The organism is Pseudarthrobacter sp. J47 (assembly GCF_049810315.1).
Lineage (GTDB): Bacteria > Actinomycetota > Actinomycetes > Actinomycetales > Micrococcaceae > Arthrobacter.
This window is the reverse complement of sequence record NZ_CP187358.1, coordinates 926,413-950,388: the sequence shown is the minus strand read 5'-3', so window position 1 is coordinate 950,388 and position 23,976 is coordinate 926,413. Positions and strand designations below refer to the sequence as shown.

General features: G+C 65.5%; 22 protein-coding genes. 4 read left to right on the top strand and 18 right to left on the bottom strand.

Annotation, left to right across the window (positions count from 1 at the left end; all coding sequences use genetic code 11):
- Positions 1 to 38: 38 nt before the first annotated feature.
- From ACPJW8_RS04335 to ACPJW8_RS04290, 10 genes are all read right to left on the bottom strand, one after another.
- Positions 39 to 338 (bottom strand): PLD nuclease N-terminal domain-containing protein, encoded by a 300-nt coding sequence (locus tag ACPJW8_RS04335; RefSeq protein WP_330194258.1) that lies wholly within the window; start codon positions 336 to 338, stop codon positions 39 to 41.
- Between the two features lie 84 nt (positions 339 to 422).
- Complete coding sequence (locus tag ACPJW8_RS04330) at positions 423 to 1,196, bottom strand: copper homeostasis protein CutC (protein ID WP_330194257.1); 774 nt, start codon at positions 1,194 to 1,196, stop codon at positions 423 to 425.
- Positions 1,197 to 1,299: 103 nt separating this feature from the next.
- Positions 1,300 to 1,716, bottom strand: a complete 417-nt coding sequence (locus ACPJW8_RS04325) for a thioesterase family protein (protein WP_330193138.1) — start codon at positions 1,714 to 1,716, stop codon at positions 1,300 to 1,302.
- 62 nt (positions 1,717 to 1,778) lie between these two features.
- Entirely contained in the window at positions 1,779 to 3,710 is a 1,932-nt protein-coding gene (locus ACPJW8_RS04320) for an ABC transporter ATP-binding protein (RefSeq protein WP_330193195.1), read from the bottom strand.
- Between the two features lie 188 nt (positions 3,711 to 3,898).
- Complete coding sequence (locus ACPJW8_RS04315) at positions 3,899 to 5,632, bottom strand: ABC transporter ATP-binding protein (protein WP_330193139.1); 1,734 nt, start codon at positions 5,630 to 5,632, stop codon at positions 3,899 to 3,901.
- 124 nt (positions 5,633 to 5,756) lie between these two features.
- A complete protein-coding gene (locus ACPJW8_RS04310) occupies positions 5,757 to 7,346 on the bottom strand; it encodes an MFS transporter (protein ID WP_330186589.1) in 1,590 nt (529 codons plus the stop codon).
- A gap of 10 nt (positions 7,347 to 7,356) precedes the next feature.
- Positions 7,357 to 7,830: a MarR family winged helix-turn-helix transcriptional regulator gene (locus ACPJW8_RS04305; protein ID WP_330193140.1), complete on the bottom strand. Its 474-nt coding sequence runs from the start codon at positions 7,828 to 7,830 to the stop codon at positions 7,357 to 7,359.
- A 156-nt stretch (positions 7,831 to 7,986) separates the two neighbouring features.
- Positions 7,987 to 9,699: a thiamine pyrophosphate-binding protein gene (locus tag ACPJW8_RS04300; protein WP_330193141.1), complete on the bottom strand. Its 1,713-nt coding sequence runs from the start codon at positions 9,697 to 9,699 to the stop codon at positions 7,987 to 7,989.
- 5 nt (positions 9,700 to 9,704) lie between these two features.
- Positions 9,705 to 10,769 carry an agmatinase gene (speB, locus tag ACPJW8_RS04295; RefSeq protein WP_330186586.1) on the bottom strand — a complete coding sequence of 355 codons (1,065 nt, stop codon included), beginning with the start codon at positions 10,767 to 10,769 and terminating at the stop codon, positions 9,705 to 9,707.
- A gap of 210 nt (positions 10,770 to 10,979) precedes the next feature.
- The gene (locus tag ACPJW8_RS04290; protein WP_330186585.1) at positions 10,980 to 11,555 is read right to left on the bottom strand and encodes a helix-turn-helix domain-containing protein; all 576 of its coding nucleotides are present in this window, start codon (positions 11,553 to 11,555) and stop codon (positions 10,980 to 10,982) included.
- A gap of 268 nt (positions 11,556 to 11,823) precedes the next feature.
- On the opposite strand from ACPJW8_RS04290, the gene ACPJW8_RS04285 reads away from it, so the two are divergent.
- Positions 11,824 to 13,350: a sodium:solute symporter gene (locus tag ACPJW8_RS04285; RefSeq protein WP_330186584.1), complete on the top strand. Its 1,527-nt coding sequence runs from the start codon at positions 11,824 to 11,826 to the stop codon at positions 13,348 to 13,350.
- Between the two features lie 99 nt (positions 13,351 to 13,449).
- Here ACPJW8_RS04285 and ACPJW8_RS04280 read toward each other — a convergent pair whose 3' ends face one another.
- Positions 13,450 to 13,671 (bottom strand): hypothetical protein, encoded by a 222-nt coding sequence (locus ACPJW8_RS04280; RefSeq protein ID WP_330186583.1) that lies wholly within the window; start codon positions 13,669 to 13,671, stop codon positions 13,450 to 13,452.
- Positions 13,672 to 13,859: 188 nt separating this feature from the next.
- On the opposite strand from ACPJW8_RS04280, the gene ACPJW8_RS04275 reads away from it, so the two are divergent.
- Entirely contained in the window at positions 13,860 to 15,023 is a 1,164-nt protein-coding gene (locus tag ACPJW8_RS04275) for a VIT1/CCC1 transporter family protein (RefSeq protein WP_330193143.1), read from the top strand.
- 30 nt (positions 15,024 to 15,053) lie between these two features.
- On the opposite strand, the gene ACPJW8_RS04270 is transcribed toward ACPJW8_RS04275, so the two are convergent.
- Complete coding sequence (locus ACPJW8_RS04270) at positions 15,054 to 16,184, bottom strand: Rossmann fold nucleotide-binding protein (protein ID WP_330194255.1); 1,131 nt, start codon at positions 16,182 to 16,184, stop codon at positions 15,054 to 15,056.
- Positions 16,185 to 16,295: 111 nt separating this feature from the next.
- On the opposite strand from ACPJW8_RS04270, the gene ACPJW8_RS04265 reads away from it, so the two are divergent.
- Complete coding sequence (locus ACPJW8_RS04265) at positions 16,296 to 17,036, top strand: GntR family transcriptional regulator (protein WP_330186580.1); 741 nt, start codon at positions 16,296 to 16,298, stop codon at positions 17,034 to 17,036.
- A 17-nt stretch (positions 17,037 to 17,053) separates the two neighbouring features.
- Positions 17,054 to 17,947, top strand: a complete 894-nt coding sequence (iolB, locus tag ACPJW8_RS04260; protein ID WP_330186579.1) for a 5-deoxy-glucuronate isomerase — start codon at positions 17,054 to 17,056, stop codon at positions 17,945 to 17,947.
- A gap of 91 nt (positions 17,948 to 18,038) precedes the next feature.
- On the opposite strand, the gene ACPJW8_RS04255 is transcribed toward iolB, so the two are convergent.
- Genes ACPJW8_RS04255 through ACPJW8_RS04230 form a run of 6 tightly spaced genes read right to left on the bottom strand, consistent with a single transcriptional unit; the run spans position 18,039 to position 23,964 of the window.
- On the bottom strand, positions 18,039 to 19,076 hold the full coding sequence (locus ACPJW8_RS04255) for a Gfo/Idh/MocA family protein (RefSeq protein WP_330186578.1): 1,038 nt from the start codon (positions 19,074 to 19,076) through the stop codon (positions 18,039 to 18,041).
- Positions 19,073 to 19,858: a TIM barrel protein gene (locus ACPJW8_RS04250; RefSeq protein WP_330186577.1), complete on the bottom strand. Its 786-nt coding sequence runs from the start codon at positions 19,856 to 19,858 to the stop codon at positions 19,073 to 19,075. Before ACPJW8_RS04250 ends, ACPJW8_RS04255 begins: the two co-directional genes overlap by 4 nt.
- Positions 19,858 to 20,946, bottom strand: coding sequence for a Gfo/Idh/MocA family oxidoreductase (locus ACPJW8_RS04245; protein ID WP_330186576.1), 1,089 nt, complete (start codon positions 20,944 to 20,946; stop codon positions 19,858 to 19,860). Before ACPJW8_RS04245 ends, ACPJW8_RS04250 begins: the two co-directional genes overlap by 1 nt.
- A gap of 35 nt (positions 20,947 to 20,981) precedes the next feature.
- On the bottom strand, positions 20,982 to 22,070 hold the full coding sequence (locus tag ACPJW8_RS04240; RefSeq protein WP_330186575.1) for a Gfo/Idh/MocA family oxidoreductase: 1,089 nt from the start codon (positions 22,068 to 22,070) through the stop codon (positions 20,982 to 20,984).
- Positions 22,070 to 23,065 (bottom strand): Gfo/Idh/MocA family oxidoreductase, encoded by a 996-nt coding sequence (locus ACPJW8_RS04235; RefSeq protein WP_330194254.1) that lies wholly within the window; start codon positions 23,063 to 23,065, stop codon positions 22,070 to 22,072. Before ACPJW8_RS04235 ends, ACPJW8_RS04240 begins: the two co-directional genes overlap by 1 nt.
- A complete protein-coding gene (locus ACPJW8_RS04230; protein ID WP_330186573.1) occupies positions 23,062 to 23,964 on the bottom strand; it encodes an ATP-binding cassette domain-containing protein in 903 nt (300 codons plus the stop codon). The genes ACPJW8_RS04235 and ACPJW8_RS04230 overlap by 4 nt, the downstream gene beginning before the upstream one ends.
- Between the last annotated feature and the right edge of the window lie 12 nt (positions 23,965 to 23,976).

Sequence of the window (23,976 nt, the reverse complement as noted above, 5' to 3'; positions counted from 1 at the left end):
GTTGGTAGCCCGGCTGAGGGCCCGGTCTGGGCCCGGCGTTACGGCTTGGTGGGCGTCTTGAGCCTGCCGAAGATGAAGTAGCCCATTGGCCCGACGAAATTAATGAACGACGCCAGCCGCCAGGCCGCCTTCGGCCCGCGAATCAGTTCTGCGGGCCGCCGGGAAATGTCGCGCTGGGCCAGGATCAGCAGGGTCACCTGGACCACACCGACCGCGATCACGCCGGCGCGCCTGCCCGGCGGCAACTCGCCCCAGGTCTTCTTGTTCTTCAAGCTCGTCTTGCCGGATTTGCTGAACTTGCTTGCCTTGCTGAACTTGCCTGCCTTGCTCGTTCCCATGGTGTTCCCCTCTCCTATTTCCCCGTCCCCTCCCAACTAGGTAGCAGTTGTTCCCCTTTAGAGCGCTCTAAACGGCAACAAGTGCTACCTAGTTGGGAGGTTGGCGCACTCCATCGCGGCAGCCCGGACAATTTCCTGGTCGGTGACCTGGTAGGCGGCGGAATCCGCGCTGCCTACCGCTACGGCCGACGTGTTGCCGGAGACCATGCGCTTGGCGGACAGATGCACCGCCTGCACTCCGGCCTCGTACATGGCCGGGATGTCCGAGGGCTTCAATCCCCCGCCGGCCATGATCTGCAGGCGGCCGTCCGCGTGCTCCGCCATCTTCCGCAGCATGTCGATCCCGGCGCCCGCGGTAGCAGCCTGCCCGGACGTCAGGATCCTGGTGAAACCAAGATCGGCCAGCTCATCGATCAGTCCCAAGGCGTCCGGCACCTGGTCCATGGCCCTATGGAACGTGAGTTCCGCCGTCGGGCTCGTTTCCCTGGCAGCATCCGCCATCCTTGCCACGGCGTCACGGTCCAGGCGGCCGTCCGGCAGCAGGGCACCGACTACAACACCTGCGCAGCCGATTCCCAGCAGCGCTTTGACCTCTTCGACCATGGTGTTGACGTCGTCTTGGGAATAGCTGAAGTCCCCCGGCCGGCAGCGGATCAGTGGGTGCACTCCGGCCGGCTTATCCCCCGGGCCTGCCTCAGACGCCAGCTGCGCCAACCGCTCCAGGGTGGCCACGGCAAGGCCCTGGCTGGGCGTCAGTCCACCGAGTTCCAGCGCGCTGCACAGCTCCACCCTGTCAGCACCGCCCGTAATGGCCACGGCAGCTCCCGCAGCACTCACTACGGCAATTTCCAGCTTCATGCACGCCTCCAGCGTCGAACAGTCCTGCCCGTTACTTACCCGCCAACTGTACTGATCCAACAACGGAAATTACCCAACCAGCCCAGCGCCGCCAGGCCACCAGTTACGCCACGTACGGTGCCAGCAGTTCCTTTTGTTCGGGCGTGAGCCGCTGGACCCGGCCGGTGGCCTCATCCACGAACGCCAGGTGGGTGGTGGCCTTAGCGCAATCTTCCCCCGTGACGGGATCCTTCACCAGATAGTGCACATCAAAACTGGCACCCTTGACGGCGCCCACCCACACCTGCACCTGCGCCGGAATGTTCCGGTACTCCAGCGTCCTGACGTACCGGACCCGGTGCTCCACCACCAGCGTCATCGTGCCTTCCGGAACCGCGTCAAAAAGCGAGACCGGCGGCGGGGTGCCGGGCAGCCCGGCACCCCGTGGCGGTCCGAAGGCAGCGATGCGCGCTTCCTCCAGCATCCTGACAATCTGGACGTTGTTGATGTGCCCGTACGCGTCCATGTCTCCCCAGCGCATGGGCACCTGCACCTCAATGCGCTGCGGAACCGGGTCGCCTTCCCCGGGTTCCGTTGCGCGCGTCAGCTGTGCACCGCCGTCGAATCATCAACCACTGCATCCTCGACGTCGGCACCTGCGAACTGCGACATGTACAGCCGGTAGTACGCGCCCTTCGCCGCAAGCAGCACCTTGTGGTTGCCCTGCTCCACGATCTTGCCGTTCTCCATGACCAGGATGGTGTCTGCGTCCCGGATGGTGGAGAGCCGGTGCGCGATGACAAAGCTGGTGCGGTCCGTCCGCAGCGCAGCCATGGCCTTCTGGACCAGGACCTCCGTGCGGGTATCCACGGAGCTGGTGGCCTCGTCCAGGATCAGCAGTGACGGGTTGGCCACGAACGCCCGGGCAATGGTGATGAGCTGCTTTTCACCGGCGCTGACGTTGTTGCCTTCCTCGTCAATGACCGTGTTGTAGCCCTCGGGCAGCGCGCGGACAAAGCGGTCCACGAACGTTGCCTTGGCCGCCGCCATCACCTGTTCCTCGGTGGCGTCCAGGTTGCCGTAGCGGATGTTGTCGTAAATGGACCCGCCAAACAGCCAGGCATCCTGCAGCACCATGCCCACCTTTGAGCGGAGCTCGGCACGGCTCAGCTCCGTGATGTCCACGCCGTCCAGCGTGATGGAGCCGGCGTTCAGCTCGTAGAACCGCATCACCAGGTTGACCAGGGTGGTCTTGCCGGCGCCGGTGGGACCCACAATGGCCACCGTGTTGCCCGGCTCCGCGGTGAAGGACAGGTTCTCGATCAGCGGCTTGTCCTCGGTGTAGCTGAACGTGACGTCCCGGAATTCGACGTGGCCGTCCGTCTTGGCCGGCAGGTGCGAGGTGGCGGTCTCCACGTCCTGTTCATCGGCGTCGAGGAATTCAAACACACGCTCGGACGAAGCCACGCCGGACTGCAGCATGTTGGCCATTCCGGCCATCTGTCCCAGCGGCTGCGTGAACTCGCGTGAGTACTGGATGAACGCTGTGGCATCGCCCAGCGACATGGAACCGGAGGCCACACGCAGGCCACCCACGACGGCGATGCCCACGTAGCTGAGGTAGGACACAAACTGCATCACCGGGAAGATCATGCCGGACACGAACTGTGCGCCGAAGCTGGCCTTGAATAGTTCCTCATTGCGTTCGTCGAACCGATCCAGGGCGTCAGCGTCGCGTCCGAACACGCGCACCAGGTCATGGCCGGAGAACGATTCCTCGATCTGGCCGTTCAACGCGCCGGTGTTCTTCCACTGGGCGGCGAACAGCTTCTGGCTGCGCGAGCCGATAATGCCCGCAGCTACACCGGAGAGCGGCAGCGCAACCAGGGCGATCAACGCCAGCTGCCAGGACACGATGAACATCATGATCACAATGCCGATCACCGTCAGCAGCGAGCTGACCAGCTGCGCGAAGGCCTGCTGCAGCGCCTGCTGGATATTGTCGACGTCGTTCGTCACCCGGGAGAGGACGTCACCGCGCTGCCGGGTGTCAAAGTAGTTCAGCGGCAGGCGGTTCAGCTTCTTCTCGGTGTCATTGCGCAGCTTCCGGATCACCTTCATGACGATCCGGTTCAGCACGTAGCCCTGCAGCCACAGGAAGATGTTGGCAACGAAGTACATCAGCAGCACGAACGAGATCAGTACGGTCAGCTTCTGGAAGTCGATGCCGGTTCCGGGGATGAGTTCCATCCGGGCGATCATGTCCGCCATCTGGGTCTCCCCCTGCTGGCGGAGGCCGTCCACCACCTGTTCCTTGCTGGCACCGGCGGGCAGTGACTTGCCAATCACCCCACCGAAAATAACGTCCATGGCCTGCCCCAGGACCCTGGGCGCGATGACGTTGAGCACCACCGAGACCACCACCAGGGCAATCACGGCGTAAATTCCCGCGGCCTCGGGCTTCAGCAGCCCCAGCAGCCGCTTTGCGGACGGCCAGAAGTGCTCAGCCTTCTTGGCCGGGACGCCGCCGAACATGTCGCCGTCCGACTCCGAGGGCGTGTACTCTTCCTCGACAAAATCGTCGTCGTCCTCAAGGACGTCCACGACGTCGGTGGCGGAGCTCGTCGAGACCGCGTCAGAATCGGTGGCGGGACCCTCGGTGGTCGAGCTTGTCGAGACCGAGCCGTCGGTGGCCGAGCCTGTCGAGACCGTGTTTTCGGCGCTCATGCCATTTCCTCCACGCTCAGCTGGGATTCAACAATTTCCTGGTAGGTGGGCGAGGTTTCCAGGAGTTCCTCATGGGTGCCGCGGTCCACGATCCGGCCGTTGTCCAGGACGAGGATCTGGTCCGCTTCGGTGATGGTGGAGATACGCTGCGCGACGATGATCACGGTGGCGTCCGCGGTCCTCTCCTTCAATGCGGCGCGGAGCCGGGCGTCGGTGGCGACGTCCAGTGCGGAGAAGGAATCGTCAAACAGGTACACCTTGGGCTTGGTCACCAGGGCGCGGGCAATGCAGAGGCGCTGCCGCTGACCACCCGAGACGTTGGTGCCGCCCTGCGCGATCCGGGACGCGAGTCCCTTCTTCTTTTCCCTGACGAAGTCCTCGCCCTGCGCTACTGCCAGGGCATCCCACAGTTCCTCGTCAGTGGCGTCGGTCTTGCCGAAGCGGAGGTTGTATTCGATGGTTCCGGAGAACAGGTAGGGCCGCTGGGGCACCATGGCAACGCGCTTGGTGATCTCGGCGCGGTCCAGTTTGTTCACGGACACACCGTCCAGCAGGACGTCGCCGCCGGCAATGTCATACAGGCGCGGCAGGAGGGACAACAGCGAGGTCTTGCCGGAACCGGTGGAGCCGATGATCGCGGTGGTCTGCCCGGGCCGGGCCGTGAAGCTGATGTTGCTGAGCACGGGCTCCTCGGCGCCCGGGTAGGCGAAGCTGACGTCGCGGTATTCCACCACGCCTTCCAGCCGCTCCGGGGTGATCGGATCTTCCGGGTCATGGATGGAGGGTTCGACGTCGAGCACCTCACCAATGCGGTCCGCACAGACGGACGCGCGCGGGATCATCATGGCCATAAACGTGCCCATCATGACCGCGATCAGGATCTGCAGCAGGTACTGCAGGAAGGCCGTGAGCGCACCAACCTGCATATTTCCGGTGTCCACACGCTGGCCTCCAAACCACAGGACGGCGGCAGTGGACAGGTGCAGGATCATGCCGATGGCCGGGAACATCAGGACAAACAGCGCACCGATCTTCAGCGAGACCTGGGTGAGCTCCTGGTTGGCCCCGCCGAACCGCTCCGTCTCGTAGGGTTCGCGGACGAAGGCGCGAACCACGCGGATGCCGATGATCTGTTCGCGGAGGACGGCGTTGATGCGGTCGATCTTGTCCTGCATGCTCCGGAACAGCGGCATCAGCCGGACCACAATGTAGCCCACCACCACAACCAGGACGGGCACGGAAACCCACACCAGCCAGGACAGGTTGATGTCCTCGCGGAGGGCCATGATGATGCCGCCCACGCACATGATGGGCGTGGACACCATAAAGTTCAGGCCCATCAGGACCAGCATCTGTACCTGCTGGACGTCGTTGGTGCCCCGCGTGATCAGCGTGGGGGCGCCAAACGCATTGACGTCCTTGGCGGAGAAGCTGGTGACCTTCCGGAACACTCCCCGGCGCAGGTCCCGCCCTACGGCCATGGCTGTCTTCGAGCCAAAGTAGACGCCCGCAATGGCGGTGCCCACCTGGATGAAGGCCACCAGCAGCATCACGCCACCGGTGCGCCAGATGAAGTCGGTATCTCCGCGGGAGACGCCGTCGTCAATAATCTGGGCGTTGAGGCTGGGCAGGTAGAGGGCGGCAATCGTGGACGCAAGCTGGAGGAGAACGACGGCGATAATGTACGGCATATACGGCCGGGAGTACCGCCGTATGAGGGTGAGAAGCATGCCCACTGGTCCTTAGGAAGAAAAAGCGAATTAGTGGTTTCAACGGATACCAGCGGGGTATGACACCGGCAGCCTTCCAACTCTACGAAATCCCTTGGCCAGGCGGAACATCACCGGCTAAAGATCATCCCTTGGACTGATTTCCGCCGGTTTCAGCGGGTTGGATATCCACGGTCCTGCGCAATGGCTTCTCCTTGATGAAAAGCACGGAAACCAGTGCGACGACGGCAATCGCCGCCGAGATCAGGAACACCTCTGCTGTTGCATCACCGTAGGCGGCACGCATGATTTCCCGCACGGGTTCGGGCATGTGCGCCAGGTCCAGGCTGGCGCCGGCTGTTCCGCCCTGGACGGGGATGCCGGCGTCGGCCAGGCCCCGGGTGGCGAGTTCGCTGACGCGGTTGGCCAGGATGGCGCCAAGCACGGAGACGCCGATCGCGCCGCCCACGGAACGGAAGAACGCAACGGAGGCACTGGCCGTGCCGATGTCCTTGGCCCGGACGGTGTTCTGCACGGCAAGGACCAGGTTCTGCATCAGCATGCCCGTGCCAAGGCCGAGGATGGCCGTGTAGACGCCCGACTTCCAGAGTTCGGTGGTGTGGTCCATGGTGCCGCCCAGTCCCAGTCCGCCGATCAGCAGGATGGAACCTGCCACCAGATAGCCCTTCCACTTGCCGATGCGGGAGATCAGCAGGCCCGATGCCACCGACCCGATGAGGTTACCGGCAATCATGGGCAGCGTGAGGAGCCCGGCTTCGGTGGGGGTGGCCCCGCGGGCCACCTGGAAGTACTGGCCAAGGAACGTGGAGGAGCCGAACATGGCGACGCCGACTGCCACCGAGGCGATGATGGACAGCGCGGTGGTGCGTTCGGAGATGATCTTCAGCGGAATGATGGGCTGCTCCACCTTGGACTCCACCAGGACCAGCAGGGCCAGGAGGACCACGCCGCCGCCCACCATCAGGGCGGACTGCCATGAAACCCAGTCGTAGTAGGCGGGGTTGCCGGCGAAGGAGACCCAGATGAGGAGCAGGCTCACGCCGGAGGTCAGCAGGATCGAGCCAAGCCAGTCGATCTTGGCGGGGCGCCGGACGTGGCTGATCTTGAGGGTGACCTGCAGCAGGATCAGGGCGACGACGGCGAGCGGCACGCAGACGAAGAACGTCCAGCGCCAGCCGAGCGGGCTGTCAACGATAAAACCGCCAAGCAGCGGGCCGCCGGCGGTGCCCACGGCCATCACGGCGCCCATGTAGCCGGAGTACTTGCCGCGGTTCCTGGGCGGAATCATGGTGCCGATGATGGCCTGGGCCAGCGCGGTGAGCCCGCCCATGGCAATGCCCTGGATCACGCGGGCCACCAGCAGCAGGCCGATGGTGTCAGAGAGCCCGGCCATCACGGAACCTGCCACGAAGATGACGATGCTGAGCTGGACCAGGACCTTCTTGTTGTAGAGGTCAGCCAGCTTTCCCCAGATGGGGGTGGTTGCGGCGTTGGCCAGCAGGGCCGCGGTGATCACCCAGGCGAAGTCCGTCTGCGTTCCGTGCAGGTCGGACATGATTGTGGGCAGGGCGTTGGCCACGATGGTGCTGCTGAGGATGGCCGTGAAGAACGCGGCCAGCAGGCCGGTCAGCGCTTCCATGATCTGGCGGTGCGACATTTCCGGGGTTTCTTCGCGCAATGCCTCCGGCGCGGGGGTGGCAGTCTGACTTGCCATGGATGTACTCCTAAGAGGTGGTGGTGGGTGTTCCGGCCGCCATTGCCCGGGCTGAAATCCTGAGTGATTCGGTGAGCTTGCGCAGGACGCGGGTGGTCTCGCCGGCGTCGTCTTCGCTCCACTCCCGCAGGAGGTCCTGCAGTGCTGCGACGCGCTGCTCCTCGATCCGGCGGAGCTTTTCGGCACCCGCCGGACTGAGCGCAACCAACTGGGCCCGGCCGTCGTCGGGATCCTGCCTTCGCACGACGTACCCGTGCTCTTCGAGGTCCGCGATGTGCCGACTGAGGACGGGAGCGCTGACGCCGAGCCGTTCGGCCAGCCGCGTTGCGCGGGTCTCCCCCTCCGCGACGAACCGGAGCACGCCCTGGAGTGCGACGCCGGTTTCCTGGCCCTTGGTGCTGGCCGTGGCGATGCACCGGACTGCCCGTTGCAGGTCGAAGATCTGATACACCAGATCCGCCGCCGTGTCCGACTTGACTGCCACCGCCGAGACTCCTTAGTTGTTTGCCTCAAGCAACCATAATACCAATTAGTTGCTTAGGGCAAGTAATGAGTGGTGGATCACGTTCAGCCGGTTAAACGCCGGAAGGCCCCGGTTCCATGGGGAACCAGGGCCTTCCGCCTGTACTGCCGGGGTGTGTCAGTCGTCCAAATGAGTGGGCGCGAACATCTTCAGGAGGGTCTCAACCACGACGACGTTAGGGCCATCCGCGGCGAAGCCCGCCTTCAGCGCGTCCCCCACTTCCTCCGGGGATACCCGGCGGGCCGGAACACCGAAGGCTTCCGCCAGCTTCACGAAGTCCGGGCGGGCAAGCTCGGTGGCAGTGGCTTTGCCGAACGCTCCCACCATGTACTCGCGCAGGATCCCGTAGCCGCCGTCGTCGACAATCAGCCAGGTGACCGGCACATTGTGCTGTTTGGCGGTGGCGAGCTCGGAGATGGAATACATGGCAGAACCGTCGCCGGAAACTGCCAGCACCCGGGACGGGGCGCCCACGGTTTCCAGCCCTACGGCGCCGCCGATCGCGGCCGGGAAACCGTAGCCCAGCCCGCCGGCGCCCTGTGCGGAATGGAACTGGCCGCTGCGGGCGTCCCAGCAGCTCCAGCCCCAATACGAGGAAATGGTCATGTCCCAGAAGGTCTGCATGTCATCCGGCACGGCCTCGCGGATATCGGCCATGAACTTCAGTTCCTTGGCCAGGTCCTGGGACTCCAGCCGGGCCCGGACCTTGGCCAGGGATTCCTTTACCAGGTCCTCAGGCGACGTCCCGTGCCAGCTGGGAGCCGAACCTTGCCGGCGGGCCTCGGGCAAGGCGGCAGCAAGCGCCTCATCCAGGGCGGAGAGGGCCTGGCCGGCGTCGGCACGGATACCAAGGCCCGGCCGGTTCGACTCCAGGACCCTGGGCTCGGCGTCGATCTGGATGATCCGGCCGCGCGGCTCGAAGGTGAAGTAGTTGGAGGTCACCTCGCCCAGGGACGAGCCAATGACCACCAGGACATCAGCGTCCTCCAGGAGGTCCGTCATGTAGCGATCCTCGATCCAGGACTGCAGGGACAGCTCGTGCTCCCACGGGAACGCGCCGTTTCCGCCGGGGGTGCAGATCACCGGCGCCCGGAGCTGCTCCGCGATGGACAACAAGGACTTCTCCCCCTTGCCCCGACGCGTACCGCCGCCTGCGATGATCGCCGGACGTTCCGCCGTCGCCAGCCATTTCACGGCTTCCCGCACCAGCTCAACACGCGGCGGGTTGTCCGCGGCAACCGCCAGCGCGTCTTCCACGGGCGGCACCATGATGGGGTCCAGCAGCACGTTCTGCGGAATCTCGATCCAGACCGGGCCCTGCGGCGAGGAAATGGCTTCCGTCCACGCATCCTGGATGGCCGAAGGAATCCCTGACGCATGCTGGATGAGCCGCTGGCTCTTGGTGACGTTCGCCGCGGAGGCTTTCTGGTCATCAAGCTGGTGCAGCATGCCCTTGCGCCGGGCGCCCAGGCCGTCCAGCGGAATCTGGCTGGCAACCACCACCATGGGCACACCCGTGGCGTACGCTTCCTGAAGCCCGGCCAGCGACGTCAGCGCGCCGGGGCCGGTGGACAGGAACAGGACACCCACCTCGCCGGTGGCACGCGAATAGCCGTCCGCCGCGAACGCGCTGTTGTTCTCCACCCGGGAGGACACAAAGTGCAGGTTCCCGCGGCCCATCGCATCAAAGAGGCCCAGGGCGTGCTGGCCGGGGATGCCGAACACCGTCTTGGCACCCAACGCCTCGAGGGTTTCGACGACGAGGTCCCCGCCGTTGCGCGCATCCGTGCCCTTCGTGGCGGCTGCTGTGCCGGGATCGTAGTCAATCATCGCTGCTACTCCTTGCCGGCGGCGACGAAGCCAGCGGGGCGACGGACTTCCTGGCCCAGCGCCTGCGCGGCGTAGCCGTTGGCAGCCCCGAAGCGGCTGCCCTCAACGGCGTTGTCCGCCATCAGGGTGATGAGTTCGTAGGCCACGTGGCTGGCTGCAACACCGGTGATTTCGGCGTGGTCATAGGCGGGAGCCACCTCAACGACGTCCGCGCCCACCAGGTTCATGCCACGGAAGCCGCGAATGATCTCCAGCAGCTCGCGGCTGGTGATGCCGCCCGCCTCAGGTGTTCCGGTGCCGGGAGCGTGCGCCGGATCCAGGACGTCGATGTCCACGGAAATGTAGAGCGGCCGGTTGCCGATCCGGTCCCGGACCTTGGCAACGGTTTCCAGGACGCCCTGGTAGTAGACGTCCGCGGAGGTGACGATGCCGAAGCCGAAGCGGTGGTCATCGTCCAGGTCCTTCTTGCCGTAGAGCGGGCCCCGCGTACCGATATGGCTGATGGCCTCGGTGTCCAGGATGCCATCTTCCACGGCCCGGCGGAACGGCGTGCCGTGCGTGTACTCGGCGCCGAAGTAGGTGTCCCAGGTGTCCAGGTGCGCATCGAAATGCAGCATGGCAATGGGTCCGCCCGCGCGCTCGGCGGCGGCGCGGAGCAGCGGCAGGGCGATGGTGTGGTCACCGCCCAGGGTCACCAGCTTGCTGCCGTTGGCCGTGAGGTCCAGGGCGTTCTGCTGGACGGTTTCGATCGCTTCGTTGATGTTGAACGGGTTGACGGCCATGTCTCCGGCGTCCGCAACCTGGACGTTCTCGAACGGGCTGACGTCCCAGGCCGGGTTGTACGGGCGCAACAGGCGGCTGGCCTCACGGACGTGGTTGGCGCCGAAGCGGGCGCCGGGCCGGTAGGAAACTCCGGAGTCGAACGGCACGCCGACCACCGTGATGTCCGCGGCGGAAACCTGGTCCAGGCGCGGCAGCCGGGCGTAGGTGGCGGCCCCGGCATAACGGGGAATACGGGCGGAATCGATGGGACCCAGGTTGCCGTTGGCTTCAATGCGCAACTCTTCCAAGATGCACCTTCCTTCGAGGACGATCGGTGGATGTGACTGCCATCATACACTCGAAGTTGCCCAATAAGCATCACCTGTTTACTCGATTGGTTTCGACAAGCTCAACCCCCGGCAGCCGGTTGTCGAGCCTGTCGAGACCCCAAGTAGGTAGCAGTAGATGCCGTTATGAGCGCTCATAACGGCATCTACTGCTACCTAGTTGGGGGGAAGCTAACGGCTGGCTGCGGGGACCAGGACCCAGAGGACCTCGACGGGCTGGTCGGTGGGGTTGACCCAGGTGTGCGGCTCGCGGCCCGGGAAGGTGACGGTGTCCCCGGTGTCCAGCTCGTATTTCTCGTTGGAGAGGATCAGCTCGATTGACCCTTTGATGACGTGCAGGACGTCAACGTCGCAGTCCACGGCGTAGAGCTCGGACTCGCCGCGGCCGTGCGGGGCGATCACGGCCTGGATGATCTGGACGCGGCGCTCGGACCGCGCGGTGAGCAGGCGTTCGGTGATCCCTTCGCCGCCGAGCGAGATCCGCGGGCCGGAGTCGCGCTTGGTCAGATGGGTTTCCGGCGCGGCAAAAAGCTCGCCGATGGAGATGGAGAGCACCTGGCACAACGTCACGAGGGAGGCCACGGACGGCGAGGTGAGGTCCCGTTCCACCCGGCTCAGGAAGCCTTTGGTCAGGCCGGTTGCATCAGCTACCTGCTCGATGGTGAGCCGCTGCGACTGCCGGGCAGCACGGATCCTGGAGCCGATTGCCACGGGGGCGTTACTGGGCTCAACGGGCAGTGCCTTCATGTACGAAACCTTTCACGGCCAGACGCCTGGCCCCAATTACTGGAGCAATCCTAACGGGCCGCGCCCCATATGACGCCGGAGTATTGCCAGTGCGTGACGCACATCGGACCAGCCCGCGTCACATGTTGACTGTTAGCCCAGTCACAACCTAACGTATGAGCAACAACTGTTGCGTATTTGAAATCACACGCCTTCTCCGGCACCCGCATCAAACCCAGGCACCGCGACTCCCCCGGTCGCCCAGCCTCCCACTCCAGGAGCTCCAAATATGGATGCAAGTTTCATCAACATCGCCATTGTGGTGGTGTACCTGATAGCCATGCTGGCCTTTGGCTGGTGGGGCAAGTCCCGCACCAGGAACAACAGCGACTTCCTGGTGGCCGGCCGCCGCCTGGGCCCCTTCCTTTACACCGGCACCATGGCCGCCGTCGTCCTTGGTGGCGCTTCCACGGTGGGCGGCGTTGGCCTCGGCTACAAATTCGGCATTTCCGGCATGTGGCTGGTGGTGGCCATCGGCGCCGGCGTGCTGCTGCTGAGCCTGCTCTTCGCGGGCACCATCCAGAAACTGAAGATCTACACGGTCTCCCAGATGCTCACCCTGCGGTACGGCAGCAAGGCCACGCAGACCTCCGGCATCGTGATGCTGGCCTACACGCTGATGCTGTGCGCCACGTCCACCGGCGCCTACGCCACCATCTTTGTTGTCCTGTTCGGCTGGGACCGTGCGCTGGCCATCGGAATCGGCGGCGCCATTGTGCTGGTGTACTCCACCATTGGCGGCATGTGGTCCATCACTCTTGCGGACCAGGTGCAGTTCGTCATCAAGACTGTTGGCATCTTCTTCCTGATGCTGCCCTTCACCCTCAACGCAGCCGGCGGCCTGGATGGCATCCGCAGCCGTGTGGACGCCAGCTTCTTCCAGATTGACGGCATCGGGCTCCAGACGATCATCACCTACTTCGTCGTCTACACCCTGGGCCTGCTGATCGGCCAGGACATCTGGCAGCGCGTTTTCACCGCGAAGACCCCCACGGTTGCCCGCTGGGGCGGCGCCACCGCCGGCGTGTACTGCATCCTGTACGGCGTGGCCGGCGCCTTGATCGGCATGGCAGCCAGCGTTGCCCTGGTGGATATGGAAATTGAAGCCAAGGACGATGTTTACGCCGTGGTTGCACAGAACCTCCTCCCGATCGGCATCGGCGGCCTGGTCCTGGCCGCGGCAGTGGCTGCCATGATGTCCACAGCGTCCGGCGCGCTGATCGCCGCCGCAACAGTGGCCCGCGCCGACGTCCTGCCCTTCGTGGCCGGCTGGTTCGGCAAGACGGTCAACACCGAGGACACCGAAAACCCTGAACACGACGTCAAGGCCAACCGGATCTGGGTCCTGGCCCTGGGCGTGGTGGCCATCCTGATCGCCATCGTCACCAAGGACGTGGTTGCGGCATTGACCATCGCGTACGACATCCTGGTGGGCGGCCTGCTGGTTGCCATCCTGGGCGGCCTGGTATGGAAGCGCGGAACCGGAATCGCAGCAGCCGCGTCCATGGCTGTGGGTTCCGTCGTCACGCTGGGCACCATGATCGTGCTGGAAATCAACGCCAAGGCCCCGCTGGACGGTGTCTACGCCAACGAGCCAATCTACTACGGCCTGATCGCTTCCGCGGTGGTCTATGTGGCAGTCTCGCTGCTCAGCAGGCCCACCGATCCCGCCGTGATGAGCGCCTGGAACGCCCGGGTAGCGGGAGCCTCCACCGAGGAAATCCGGGAGGAGCCGACGGCGGCAAGCCCCGTTTAGCGGCCGGCACCACCTGGCAACAACTCAAGTAACCAAACGCACGACGTCGGCGCTCCCCACGTGGGGGGCGCCGACGTCGTGCATTAACTGCAGTGCTGCCTATTCAGTGCCGCGGAACTCGTCCGGGTCCAGCGGAACCGGGCGGTCCTCGTCCGGGAGCACCGGGGGCGTGTGAATCACCACGTTGTCTTCGGCGTCAATAGCGTCGTCTTCCTCGTCCCAGTCCTCGTCCACAGGAGTGTCCTCGGCATAGTCGAACGCGGGATCGTATTCGAGGGTGTCCGGTACCGGGAGATCGTTCGGATCTTCTGTGCTGGCCATCTGCAAACCTCCTCACTACTGCGCTGTATGGAGCTGTACCTTCATGACAGCACCGGAGCAACACAGGGTCAAGGAAGTCCTGCGGAGCACTTCCGGAATTGAGGTATACCGAAACCGCCAGCTAAGGAATACCGGCCGAAAATCCGCGGATTTCAGGGGTAGGCTGGGTCCGGCAATGGGGCCGCACCATGTCCTATTCCGAACCAGGAGTTTCTGTGTCCGAGCACAACCAGCCCGCCAACACCCACCCGGGCACAACCGAAAATACGCCCGCACCTACCGCCGCTGACTACCGGCGGTGGCGCCAGTACCTGGCGGACGAACGGGCCGAAGCCGCCGTCTACCGCGACCTGGCGCAGAACCGCAGCGGCGAGGAACGCGAGATCCTGCTGGCCCTGGCCGAGGCCGAGGGGCGGCACGAAGCGCACTGGCTCCGGCTCCTGGGAGACCATGCCGGCAAGCCGCGGCCCGCATCACTGCGCAGCCAGTTCCTGGGTTTCCTTGCCCGGCACTTCGGTTCGGTCTTCGTCCTGGCACTGGCCCAGCGTGCCGAGGGCCGCTCCCCCTATACCAAGGACCCGAACGCCACCCCGGCCATGGCTGCTGACGAGCAAATCCACGAGGAAGTGGTGCGCGGCCTGGCCACCCGCGGCCGGAACCGGCTTGCGGGCACGTTCCGGGCAGCTGTCTTCGGCGCCAACGACGGCCTGGTCAGCAACCTGGCCCTGGTGATGGGCATGGCCGCCTCCGGCGTGGCCAGCAGCGTGGTGCTGCTTAGCGGCATCGCGGGCCTGCTGGCAGGTGCGCTCTCCATGGGAGCCGGGGAGTTTGTCTCCGTCCGGTCCCAGCGCGAACTGCTCGCGGCCACCCGGCCCACCCAGATCACCCTGGCCGCGGCACCGCAGCTGGACCTTGAGCACAACGAACTGCTCCTGGTGTACCTGGCCCGTGGAATGTCCCGTGAGGCTGCAGAACACCGGGTGGCAGAACGCATGGGGCTGCTGAACTGCGACTGCGATCCCAGCCTGTCCCTGCAGCCGGAACTGCCCGACGCCGAGGACCAGCACGAGGCCGTGGGCACCGCCTGGGGCGCGGCTTTCTCCAGCTTCGGGTTCTTCGCGTCCGGCGCCATTATTCCCATCCTCCCGTTCCTGTTCGGCATGACCGGCCTGGCTGCCCTGGTGATGGCAGGCGTACTGGTGGGCCTGGCACTGCTGCTGACCGGCGCCGTGGTGGGCCTGCTCTCCGGAACCTCTCCCCTGACGCGTGGGCTCCGGCAGCTGGCAATCGGCCTGGGCGCCGCCCTGATCAGCTACCTGCTGGGCCTTGTCTTCGGCACCGTGGTGGGCTGACCGGCACCATAGGCGCCGCTCCAACAACGCTCAGCTGAGCAGCTCCACGGCTTCGTCAACGGTGTCCACCAGGAACACCTTGCGTTCCATGGGACGGCCGGCGGCCAGCCGCTCCACCAGGGGCCAGGCCGGATACTTGGTGGTCCAATAGTCCCTGCCCACCAGCACCATGGGCGTTACCGTCTGGACCGCGCCATAGTAGTTTTCGCAGGCGTCCTGGAAGATTTCCTGCACCGTACCCGCCGCCCCGGGCAGGAACACAATGCCGCCGTCGCACAGTTCCAGCAGTACCGCCTCACGCACGGCATTCGCGAAGTATTTGGCGATGTGGGTGGCGAAGTAGTTGGGCGGTTCATGCCCGTAGAACCAGGTGGGGATGCCCACGGACGGCGTTCCGTCCGGATAGCGTTCGACGACGGCAGCCGCCTCGCGTGCCCACGCGGACACTGAGGGCCGGAAGCCGGGGACGGAGGCAAGGCTGGCCAGCGCACTCTCGGTTTCTGCCGGCGTCGTACCGCTGAGGTAGGCACCCAGGTTTGCCGCTTCCATGGCTCCCGGGCCCCCGCCGGTGGCGACCGTCCTGCCCGCTAGCGCCAGTTTCCGGCCGAGCATGGCGGCTGCCGCATACTCCGGGGTGCCGCGCTGGGCCGCGTGCCCGCCCATCACGCCAACGAAGCTGCCGCCGGCCTGCCGGCCCTGTTCAAGGAATTCGTCCAGGGCATCGCCGATGGCGTGGTCGTGCAGGGCTGCGGCCAGGGTGGCAGTGAGTTTGTGGCGCTGGCCCGGCTGGATGCTCCATTGGTAGATCAGCGCGTCCGGGAGTTCCTCGTAAGGCCGTGAATCGAGCCCCGCGTACAGCTCCTGCGGGGCATACAGCCGGCCGCGGTAGGCGTCGAACGGGATGCCTTCCAGCTTCGGAAAGAGCAGGGCACCCTTGCGCCTGAGCCGGTCCTCCACGCCCGGATCGAAGCTGCAGCCAAGGAAAACTGCGCCCTGCACGTCCAGTTCCTCCAAGGACGCGGACCGGCCCCGGAGGTCCAGCGACTGGACGTGCCAGCCGTGGGCACTCCCAGCCCTTTCGGCCAGCAATCCGTCAAAATGCGCCAGGCTTTCTACATCGAGCGTCCGCGGGCTGGGCGTGAGGCTCCCGGAAGGATTCATTCCCCCAGCCTAGCCATTGACGGCCCGTTGACTGCTGCTACCATCGTTGGAAAGAGAGTATGTCCTATCAAGCGAACATACTCCGGCAAGCGTGGAACCTGAGGGGCGTCAATGACGAACAAACTTGGCCTGATCATCGATCGCTCTTCCCCTGTGCCCCTGTACCACCAGGTGGTCCAGGGCATCGAGGCGGCCATCCACAACGGCGTGCTGGAACCGGGGAGCCGGCTGGACAACGAGATCGACCTCGCAGCCCAACTTAACCTCTCCCGGCCCACCATGCGCAAGGCCATGGATGAACTGGTCCGCAGCGGCCTCCTGGTGCGCAAGCGCGGTGTTGGAACCCAGGTGGTGGCCAGCCAGGTCCGCCGCCACCTGGAACTTTCCAGCCTGTTTGATGACCTCACCAACAACGGCAAGAAACCCACCACCGAGGTCCTGAGCTTTTCCCACGGAGACGCGGACGCCGCCACCCTGGCCGCGCTTGAGCTCCCGGAAGGGTCCATGGTGTACCACTTCACCAGGCTTCGGAAAGTTGGCGGCAAGCCGCTGGCCCTGATGGAGAACTGGGTGCGCGATGACATCGTCTCCATCGACGAGGCCACCCTGGCCTCCGAGGGCCTCTACGCCATCCTGCGCCGGGGCGGCGTGAACTTCCGCCTGGCCACCCAACGCATCGGCGCCACCATCGCCAACGACTACCAGGCCGGCCTGCTCGAAACCGAACCCCATTCAGCACTGGTCACCATGGAACGCACCGCCACGGACGACACCGGACGGCGTGTGGAAACAGGCAATCACGTCTACCGCGCAGATTCCTACAGCTTCGAAATGACACTCGTACAGCGCTAACGCAAGGAAAATAACTTATGGCCAACTGGGTCTACCCTCTGGGCACCGCCACTGACGGCGCGTGGGACATCTCGCTCGGCACCTCCGATTCTTCGCTCGCCGTCGACGGCTGGGCCCACACGGGCCTGAAGGTGGCCACCCTGGCCGCGGGCACCGCCGTCGAACTCCCCGCCACCGGTGAGGAACGCATTGTGGTTCCCCTCAACGGATCCTTCACCGTGGAAGTTGATGGCGCCAAGTACCCCCTGCAGGGCCGGGAGTCTGTGTTCCACGGCCCCAGCGACGTCCTGTATTCGGGCATCGACCGTGCGGTGACCATCAGCTCGTCCGACGGCGGCAGGGTGGCAGTTGCCACCGCTCCTGCAGCTGCCTCCTACCCCACCCGGCTGGTGACCGCCGACGAAACGCCCGTGGAACTCCGTGGCGCCGGTAACTGCTCACGCCAGGTGCACAACTTCGGCACGCCCGCGGCACTGGAAGCTGACCGCTTTATTGTGTGCGAAGTGATCACCCCTGCCGGCAACTGGTCCTCCTACCCTCCCCACAAGCACGACGAGGAGAAGGACGGCGAAACGCACCTGGAGGAGATCTACTACTTCGAGACCCGCGTGGCCGCCGGATCCGGAGCCCCTGCCGACGCCGATGCCGTGGGCTACCAGCGCGTTTACGCCTCCGATGACCGGCCCATCGACGTCTCGGCAGAGGTCCGCACGGGCGACGTTGTGCTGGTCCCCTACGGCTGGCACGGACCCGCCATGGCCGCGCCGGGCTACGACATGTACTACCTGAACGTGATGGCTGGCCCCGGCCCGGTCCGGGAATGGCTCATCAGCGATGACCCCCACCACGGCTGGGTACGCCAGACCTGGGACGGCCAGGACATCGATCCGCGGCTGCCGTTCGGCGCCTGAGCGAGCTACCGGTTTCTCTTTTCGCGACAACAAAATGCCCTTTTCGCCGGCCTGGCGAAAAGGGCATTTGTTCGTTTCGGGTCCCCGCTGGTCAGGCGTGGGCTGCTGCCAACGAGACCCGTACCGGAACGCCCGTTGCCAGGGACTCTTGGGCGGCGTCCGCCACCCGCGAGGCCGCTACGGCGTCTTGCGGGGTGCACGGATTTTCGCTTTCACCCAGCGCCAGGTCCACAAACGCCGCCATCTCCGAGCGGTACGCCTGCTCGAAGCGGTCGGCAAAGGTCAGGTGCGGATCGCCGGACGGGAAGCTGACCCCGGGCTCGGCTGAGGCCATGGCAGTTGTTTCGTCCAGACCCACCATCAGCGACCGGCTGGACCCCTGAATCTCCAGGCGGACATCGTGCCCGGCCCCGTTGTAGCGGGTGGCGGACACCGTGCCTACGGTGCCGTCGTCGAAAGTCACCAGCGCCAGGGCGGTATCCACGTCACCCACCTCACCGATGGCTGGATCGCCGTTGTTGGAACCCTTGGCGTAGACCTCCACAATCTCGCGGCCGGTCAGCCAGCGCAGGATGTCGAAGTCGTGCACGGAGCAGTCGCGGAACAGCCCGCCGGACGTTGCCAGGAATTCGACGGGCGGCGGTGTCATGTCGCAGGTGACAGCCCGCAGCGAGTGGATCCAGCCCAGCTCGCCTGCCTGGTACGCGCGCTTCGCCTCAAGGTAGCCGGCGTCGAAGCGGCGCTGGTGGCCAATCTGCACCACGCCGTTTTTCTCGCGGATGTAGTCCAGGACAGGCAGCGCGTCCGCCACGTTCATGGCCACGGGCTTCTCGCAGAACACAGGGATTCCGGCGTCCACTCCGGCCCGGATGAGGTCCGGGTGCGTGCCGGTGCCCGTGGCAATGACCAGTCCGTCCACACCGGAAGCGATCAGGGCATCCACACTGGGCAGGAACTCCGCCCCAACCCGGGCGGCTACGGTCCGGGCGTGCTCTTCTGCGACGTCGGTCAGCTTGAGGGTGACGTTGATGCCCTTGGCCCGCAGTTCCCCGCTGACGGCCGTGATGTTCTCGGCATGCATCACGCCGATGCGTCCCACCCCAACAAGCCCCAAAATGACGTTCTTCATGCGTTTTCCCTCACGTTGATGGTGAATGCTTCGCGGAATGCGGCCAGTGCGGCGTCGCTGTCGCCCTGCGCCCAGGCCTCCATGCCCACGGTGCCGTCGTAGCCGGCGTCCGCGAGCGCCCGGGCCACCGCCCGGTAGTTGATTTCGCCGGTTCCTGGCTCACACCGGCCCGGGACGTCCGCCACCTGGATTTCGCCAATGTGCGGCAGCGCTGTCCTGACCAGTTCGATCAGGTTCCCCTCGCCCATCTGGGCGTGATAGAGGTCCAGCATCATTTTCACGTTGGGGTGGGCGGCGGCTTCCACCAGCGCCAGGGTGTCCTTGGCGCGTGCCAGCGGGATGCCGGGGTGGTCCAGGATGGTGTTGAGGTTCTCCAGGCAGAACGTGATGCCGTGCATTTCGCCCAGCCGGCCCAGCTTTTCCAGGGTGCGGGCGCCAGTGCTCCACATCCTGCCGGTAGTCCGGAAAACGGGGCGGGCGGCCTGGCCGTCAATCAGCTCCGCCGAATGCACCACCATGCGGCTCACCCCCAATTCCAACGCAGTGGGGATCAGGGTCTCCGCGGTGCGCACCACCTCGTCGGCAGTTTCCGCGTCCACCACGCTGCCGGAGGTGTAACCGGTCATGGAGGAAAACACAGCACCGGTTGCCCGCAGCGCACCAATGTCCTTGGTCCGGGAATCCCAGAGTTCGACGTCGAATCCCGCCTCATGGATGCGTTGCACCCGTTCCACAAAGGGCAGGTCCGTGAAGACCATCTCGGCGCAGACCGCCAGGCGCATCAGAGGACAGCCTTCTGGCCCACGGCAACCGGCCCGCCGGCCTGGACGGATTCGATGCAGGCCAGTGCCATGGCCAGGGCGCGGCGGGCGTCAGCGGCGCCGGGCGTGAGGGTGTAGAGGCCCGACGGCGGTTCCGTACCGTCGCGGCGCGCGCGGACTGCCGCCGTGAAGTCAACCAGTTCGTCCGTGTAGGCCTCGCGGAAAAGCTCGACGTTCAGCCGCGGCGTGTCTGCGGAGAGCCCGTCGGCGGTGTAGCGGACGGCGGCCGTTTCTGTGGACCGGCCCGCCTGCACCATTCCCTTGGAACCGAACACTTCGCCGCGGACGTCGTAACCGTAGAGGGCACTGAAGTTCGCCTCCGCCACGGCCAGCGCGCCGTTGCTGTAGCGGACGGTGACCACCGCGGTGTCCAGGAACCCCTGGTCCCGCAGGTCCGGCTCAACCAGGGCGTCCGCCACAGCATAGACCTCCACCGGCTCGGCGCCTTCGTTGAACCAGTTGAGGGTGTCGAAGTCGTGGATCAGGGTTTCCAGGAAGATGGTCCAGGCGGGAACGCTGGCCGCGTGGCCGATGCTCCCGGTGCCGGGGTCCCTGGTCAGCGAGCGCAGCAGTTGCGGCTGGCCCACGGTCCCCTGGGCAATGTCCTTCTTCGCGGCCTGGAAGTCCGTGGCGTAGCGGCGGTTGAAGCCAATCTGGAAGTGGATCCCGGCGGCGTCGACGGCGGCCAGGGCCGCGTCCAGCTCGTCCAGGCCCTGCGCGGCAGGCTTCTCACAGAAGACGTGCTTGCCGGCTGCCGCGGCCTGGGTGATCAGGGACGCATGGAAACGTGCGGGACTGGCGATCATCACGGCGTCGATCTCCGGATCGGCCAGGATATCCGCGGCGTCCGCGGTGACCTTGGCACCCCCCAGCCGTGCGGCCACCGCTGCCGCTGATTCCACGCTGGGATCAGCCACGGCGGCAAGGACGGCTCCCGGAACGCGTTGGGCGATGCTCTCGCCATGGAAGGCACCCATCCACCCTGAGCCGATCAGGCCAAGGCGGACGGGAGCGGGAGCCTCAGTGGGGAGCTGGTTGATGTAGGCCATGGGCCCGTCCTTTCGATCATCAATACAAAGGGTGGTCAGGCGGGCTGGTTGACCCTGCCTGGAAAGTCTTCGCTGGGCGCCGTTTTGCTAGGCAGCGTTTCACCGGGGAACGTGATGCCCAGCTGCTGGCGGATCCTGTCCGCAACGGCCATGGTGCGGATGGACGCCGCGAGCGGCCGCTGGGTGGTTTCCGCCTGGCCAGCCGCGATGGCACGCGCCACTGCTGCGGCCTCGTAATGCAGGCCCTCGAAGTGGCCGCCCGCCTGCTCGTCATAACGGAGCCTCCGGCCGTCCGGAAAGCGCACCTCGAAGCCGCCCGGCATGTTGAAGGGCCCGTCGATGCTGAGCGTAGCCTCGGTGCCCACGATGGTTGCCGCGGTGGGTGTGAAGTTATGAAGGTGGGTGTTCATGACGGCCTGGGCGCCGCCGTCGAACCCCATGACCGCGGAGAGCTGGGCGTTGACGCCGGACTCATGCGGCTGGCCGATGGCATGCACGTTCCGGGGTGCGCCCAGGACCTCGGTGATCAACGCCAAGGGGTACGTGCCCAGGTCCAGCAACGGGCCGCCGGCCAAGGCCTCATCAAAAATGCGGTGGGTCCGTTCGAAATACTCGCCGTACTCCGCCAGCACCGTGGTCACCGTTCCCAGCGTCCCGGCGTCGAGCACCTGGCGGATCACGTCGAATTTGGGCAGGAAGAAACTCCACATGGCCTCGGAGGCGAACACCCCCGCGGCACCGGCCCGCCCGGCGATCTCCCGTGCCTGCTCCGCATTCAAGCCGATGGGCTTCTCGATCAGGACGTGCTTGCCGGCCGCGATAGCCAGAAGCGCGGCGTGGTGGTGGACGTTGTGCGGCGTGCAGACATAGACAATGTCCACGTCCGGCGCCGCGGCGAGCTCCTCATAACTGCCGTACGCAGCCGGAACCCCGTACGCCTCAGCGAACGCCTTGGACCTGTCCAGGGAACGGGATCCGACGGCGGCAATCACCTGCCGTGAATGGGCCTGGACGGATTCGGTGAACCGTTCCGCTATCCAGCCGGGCCCCATGATCCCCCAGCGCAGGGCAGGCACATCCATCGAATCCGGGACGAGGGAGGCAGGAAGGGCAGAAATAACCACTAGTAGATCACTTTCGTAAACGCACCGTCGCTGTGCAGCGAACGGATCATGGCCTGGGCAACCTGGGACGCCCGCAGACCGTCTTCGGCCGTGGCGAGCGGGGCAGGTTCGCCATGGTTGAGCGCCGAAACCCAGGCCTGCAGCTGGAGCCGGTAGGCGTCGGCAAAACGGGGCCGCCAGTCGGCCGGGATGCCGGTCCGGGACAGTCCGTCCTGCTGCAGGGCCAGGGCGGCAGGCTCCGGCAACGCAACCGTTCCCTGTTCGGAGACAACCTCGCAACGGGTGGTGTAGCCGTACCGGGCATTGAGGAAAAGCTCCAGGGTGGTCAGAGCGCCGTCAGCGGTGCGCAGCAGCATCACAGCCGGGTCTTTCAGGTCCCCGCTGCTGTACTGCGAGCTCCGCCCCGCCTGCCAGGACACCTCGGTGATGGGCGAGCCCAGCAGCCAGGGAATGATGTCCAGCTCGTGGATCGCGGAATTGGTGATGGCCGACTCCGAGCTGGTTCCCGGACCCGCGGAAGAGTTCCGGCTGACGCAGTGCACCAGCAGCGGTTCGCCCTGCGAGCGCGATTGGACGGCTTCGCACAGGGCAGCGTAGCCGGGATCAAACCGTCGCATAAAACCCATGGACAGCAGGCGGGCGCCTGTAGCTGCCAGGATATCCGCCTCGGCCTGGACCACTTCAAGGCTCTCCAGCAGGGTAGGCGCCAGTGGCTTCTCGCACAGCACCGGCGTCATGGCCTCAAAGCATTCCAGCACCAGTCCGGCATGCGTGGAATCGTGGGAGGCCACCACCACGGCGTCCACGTCGCTCGCGTTGATCAGCTCGGTGGGGTCAGTGGTGATCCGTGCGTTGGGAGGCGCCGCAGCTGCCGCCCGTCCGGCGTCGAGGTCTGCCACAAAGGTGACCTCGGCGCCGCTGACGCTGCCGGAGAGGTTCCTGATGTGATCGGCGCCCATCACGCCGGCGCCGATCACCCCAACCCGGAGGGTCACCCTGCTTTACCGACTTCGGCGACCTCTGCCTGGACTTCCTTCAGGGCGGCGCTGTGGCCACCCAGCTGTTCCAGCTCGTGGGCGAGTTCGGCCAGCTCGGCGCCGCCGGCCATCTGGGCCGTCAGTTCATCCAGCGTGATGTCCTTTTTGTCGTAGTAGCCAATGGACTTTCCGCGCTTGAGCAGCAGGAACCGGTCCCCCACCGGGAACGCGTGGTGCGGGTTGTGGGTAATGAAGATGACCCCCAGGCCCCGGTCACGTGCCTGCAGGATGTAGCGAAGCACCACGCCGGACTGCTTCACGCCCAGGGCGGCCGTGGGCTCATCCAGGATCAGGACCTTGGCCCCGAAGTAGACGGCGCGGGCGATCGCCACACACTGGCGCTCGCCGCCGGAGAGCTGGCCGATGGGTTGTTCAACATCGCGCAGGTCGATGCCCATCTCTGCCAGTTCCTTCTTGGTGATGTCCTTCATTTGCTGGACATCCATGCTCTTGAACGGGCCAAATCCGCTGGTCAGTTCGGAGCCCAGGAAGAAGTTCCGCCAGATTGGCATCAGCGGCACCACCGCCAGGTCCTGGTACACAGTGGCAATACCCGCGTCCAGGGCGTCGCGGGGCGAATCGAACTTCCGTTCCTCCCCCATGATCTTCAGCGTCCCGGCGTCGTGCTGGTGCAGGCCGGCGATGATCTTGATCAGCGTGGACTTGCCGGCGCCGTTGTCCCCCAGGACGCAGGTGACGCGGCCGTTGTCCACGGCCATGGTCACATCGCTCAATGCCACGATGTTGCCGTAATGCTTGCCGACGCCGTCCAGCGCCAGCAGGTGCACCGGGGTGTGCGTCAGCGGGTCCGTTTCGTTTTGGAGCAGTGTTTCCTGGTCGATCTGTTTGGCGTTCATTCTCCGGGCCCC

Bases quoted from the DNA above. Each gene is read 5' to 3' on its own strand.
- ACPJW8_RS04325 (WP_330193138.1), bottom strand. From the start codon at position 1,716: ATGCGCTGGGGAGACATGGACGCGTACGGGCACATCAACAACGTCCAG.
- ACPJW8_RS04320 (WP_330193195.1), bottom strand. From the start codon at position 3,710: ATGTTCGGCGGCGTCCCGGCCAAGAAGGCTGAGCACTTCTGGCCGTCC.
- ACPJW8_RS04250 (WP_330186577.1), bottom strand. From the start codon at position 19,858: ATGCGCCTGGCGGTCTGCGCCGAGATGGTCTTCACGGACCTGCCCTTT.
- ACPJW8_RS04310 (WP_330186589.1), bottom strand. From the start codon at position 7,346: ATGGCAAGTCAGACTGCCACCCCCGCGCCGGAGGCATTGCGCGAAGAA.
- ACPJW8_RS04300 (WP_330193141.1), bottom strand. From the start codon at position 9,699: ATGATTGACTACGATCCCGGCACAGCAGCCGCCACGAAGGGCACGGAT.
- ACPJW8_RS04245 (WP_330186576.1), bottom strand. From the start codon at position 20,946: ATGGCCTACATCAACCAGCTCCCCACTGAGGCTCCCGCTCCCGTCCGC.
- ACPJW8_RS04265 (WP_330186580.1), top strand. From the start codon at position 16,296: ATGACGAACAAACTTGGCCTGATCATCGATCGCTCTTCCCCTGTGCCC.
- ACPJW8_RS04275 (WP_330193143.1), top strand. From the start codon at position 13,860: ATGTCCTATTCCGAACCAGGAGTTTCTGTGTCCGAGCACAACCAGCCC.
- ACPJW8_RS04255 (WP_330186578.1), bottom strand. From the start codon at position 19,076: ATGAAGAACGTCATTTTGGGGCTTGTTGGGGTGGGACGCATCGGCGTG.
- iolB (WP_330186579.1), top strand. From the start codon at position 17,054: ATGGCCAACTGGGTCTACCCTCTGGGCACCGCCACTGACGGCGCGTGG.
- ACPJW8_RS04230 (WP_330186573.1), bottom strand. From the start codon at position 23,964: ATGAACGCCAAACAGATCGACCAGGAAACACTGCTCCAAAACGAAACG.
- ACPJW8_RS04330 (WP_330194257.1), bottom strand. From the start codon at position 1,196: ATGAAGCTGGAAATTGCCGTAGTGAGTGCTGCGGGAGCTGCCGTGGCC.
- ACPJW8_RS04270 (WP_330194255.1), bottom strand. From the start codon at position 16,184: ATGAATCCTTCCGGGAGCCTCACGCCCAGCCCGCGGACGCTCGATGTA.
- ACPJW8_RS04290 (WP_330186585.1), bottom strand. From the start codon at position 11,555: ATGAAGGCACTGCCCGTTGAGCCCAGTAACGCCCCCGTGGCAATCGGC.
- ACPJW8_RS04280 (WP_330186583.1), bottom strand. From the start codon at position 13,671: ATGGCCAGCACAGAAGATCCGAACGATCTCCCGGTACCGGACACCCTC.
- ACPJW8_RS04335 (WP_330194258.1), bottom strand. From the start codon at position 338: ATGGGAACGAGCAAGGCAGGCAAGTTCAGCAAGGCAAGCAAGTTCAGC.
- ACPJW8_RS04315 (WP_330193139.1), bottom strand. From the start codon at position 5,632: ATGCTTCTCACCCTCATACGGCGGTACTCCCGGCCGTATATGCCGTAC.
- ACPJW8_RS04285 (WP_330186584.1), top strand. From the start codon at position 11,824: ATGGATGCAAGTTTCATCAACATCGCCATTGTGGTGGTGTACCTGATA.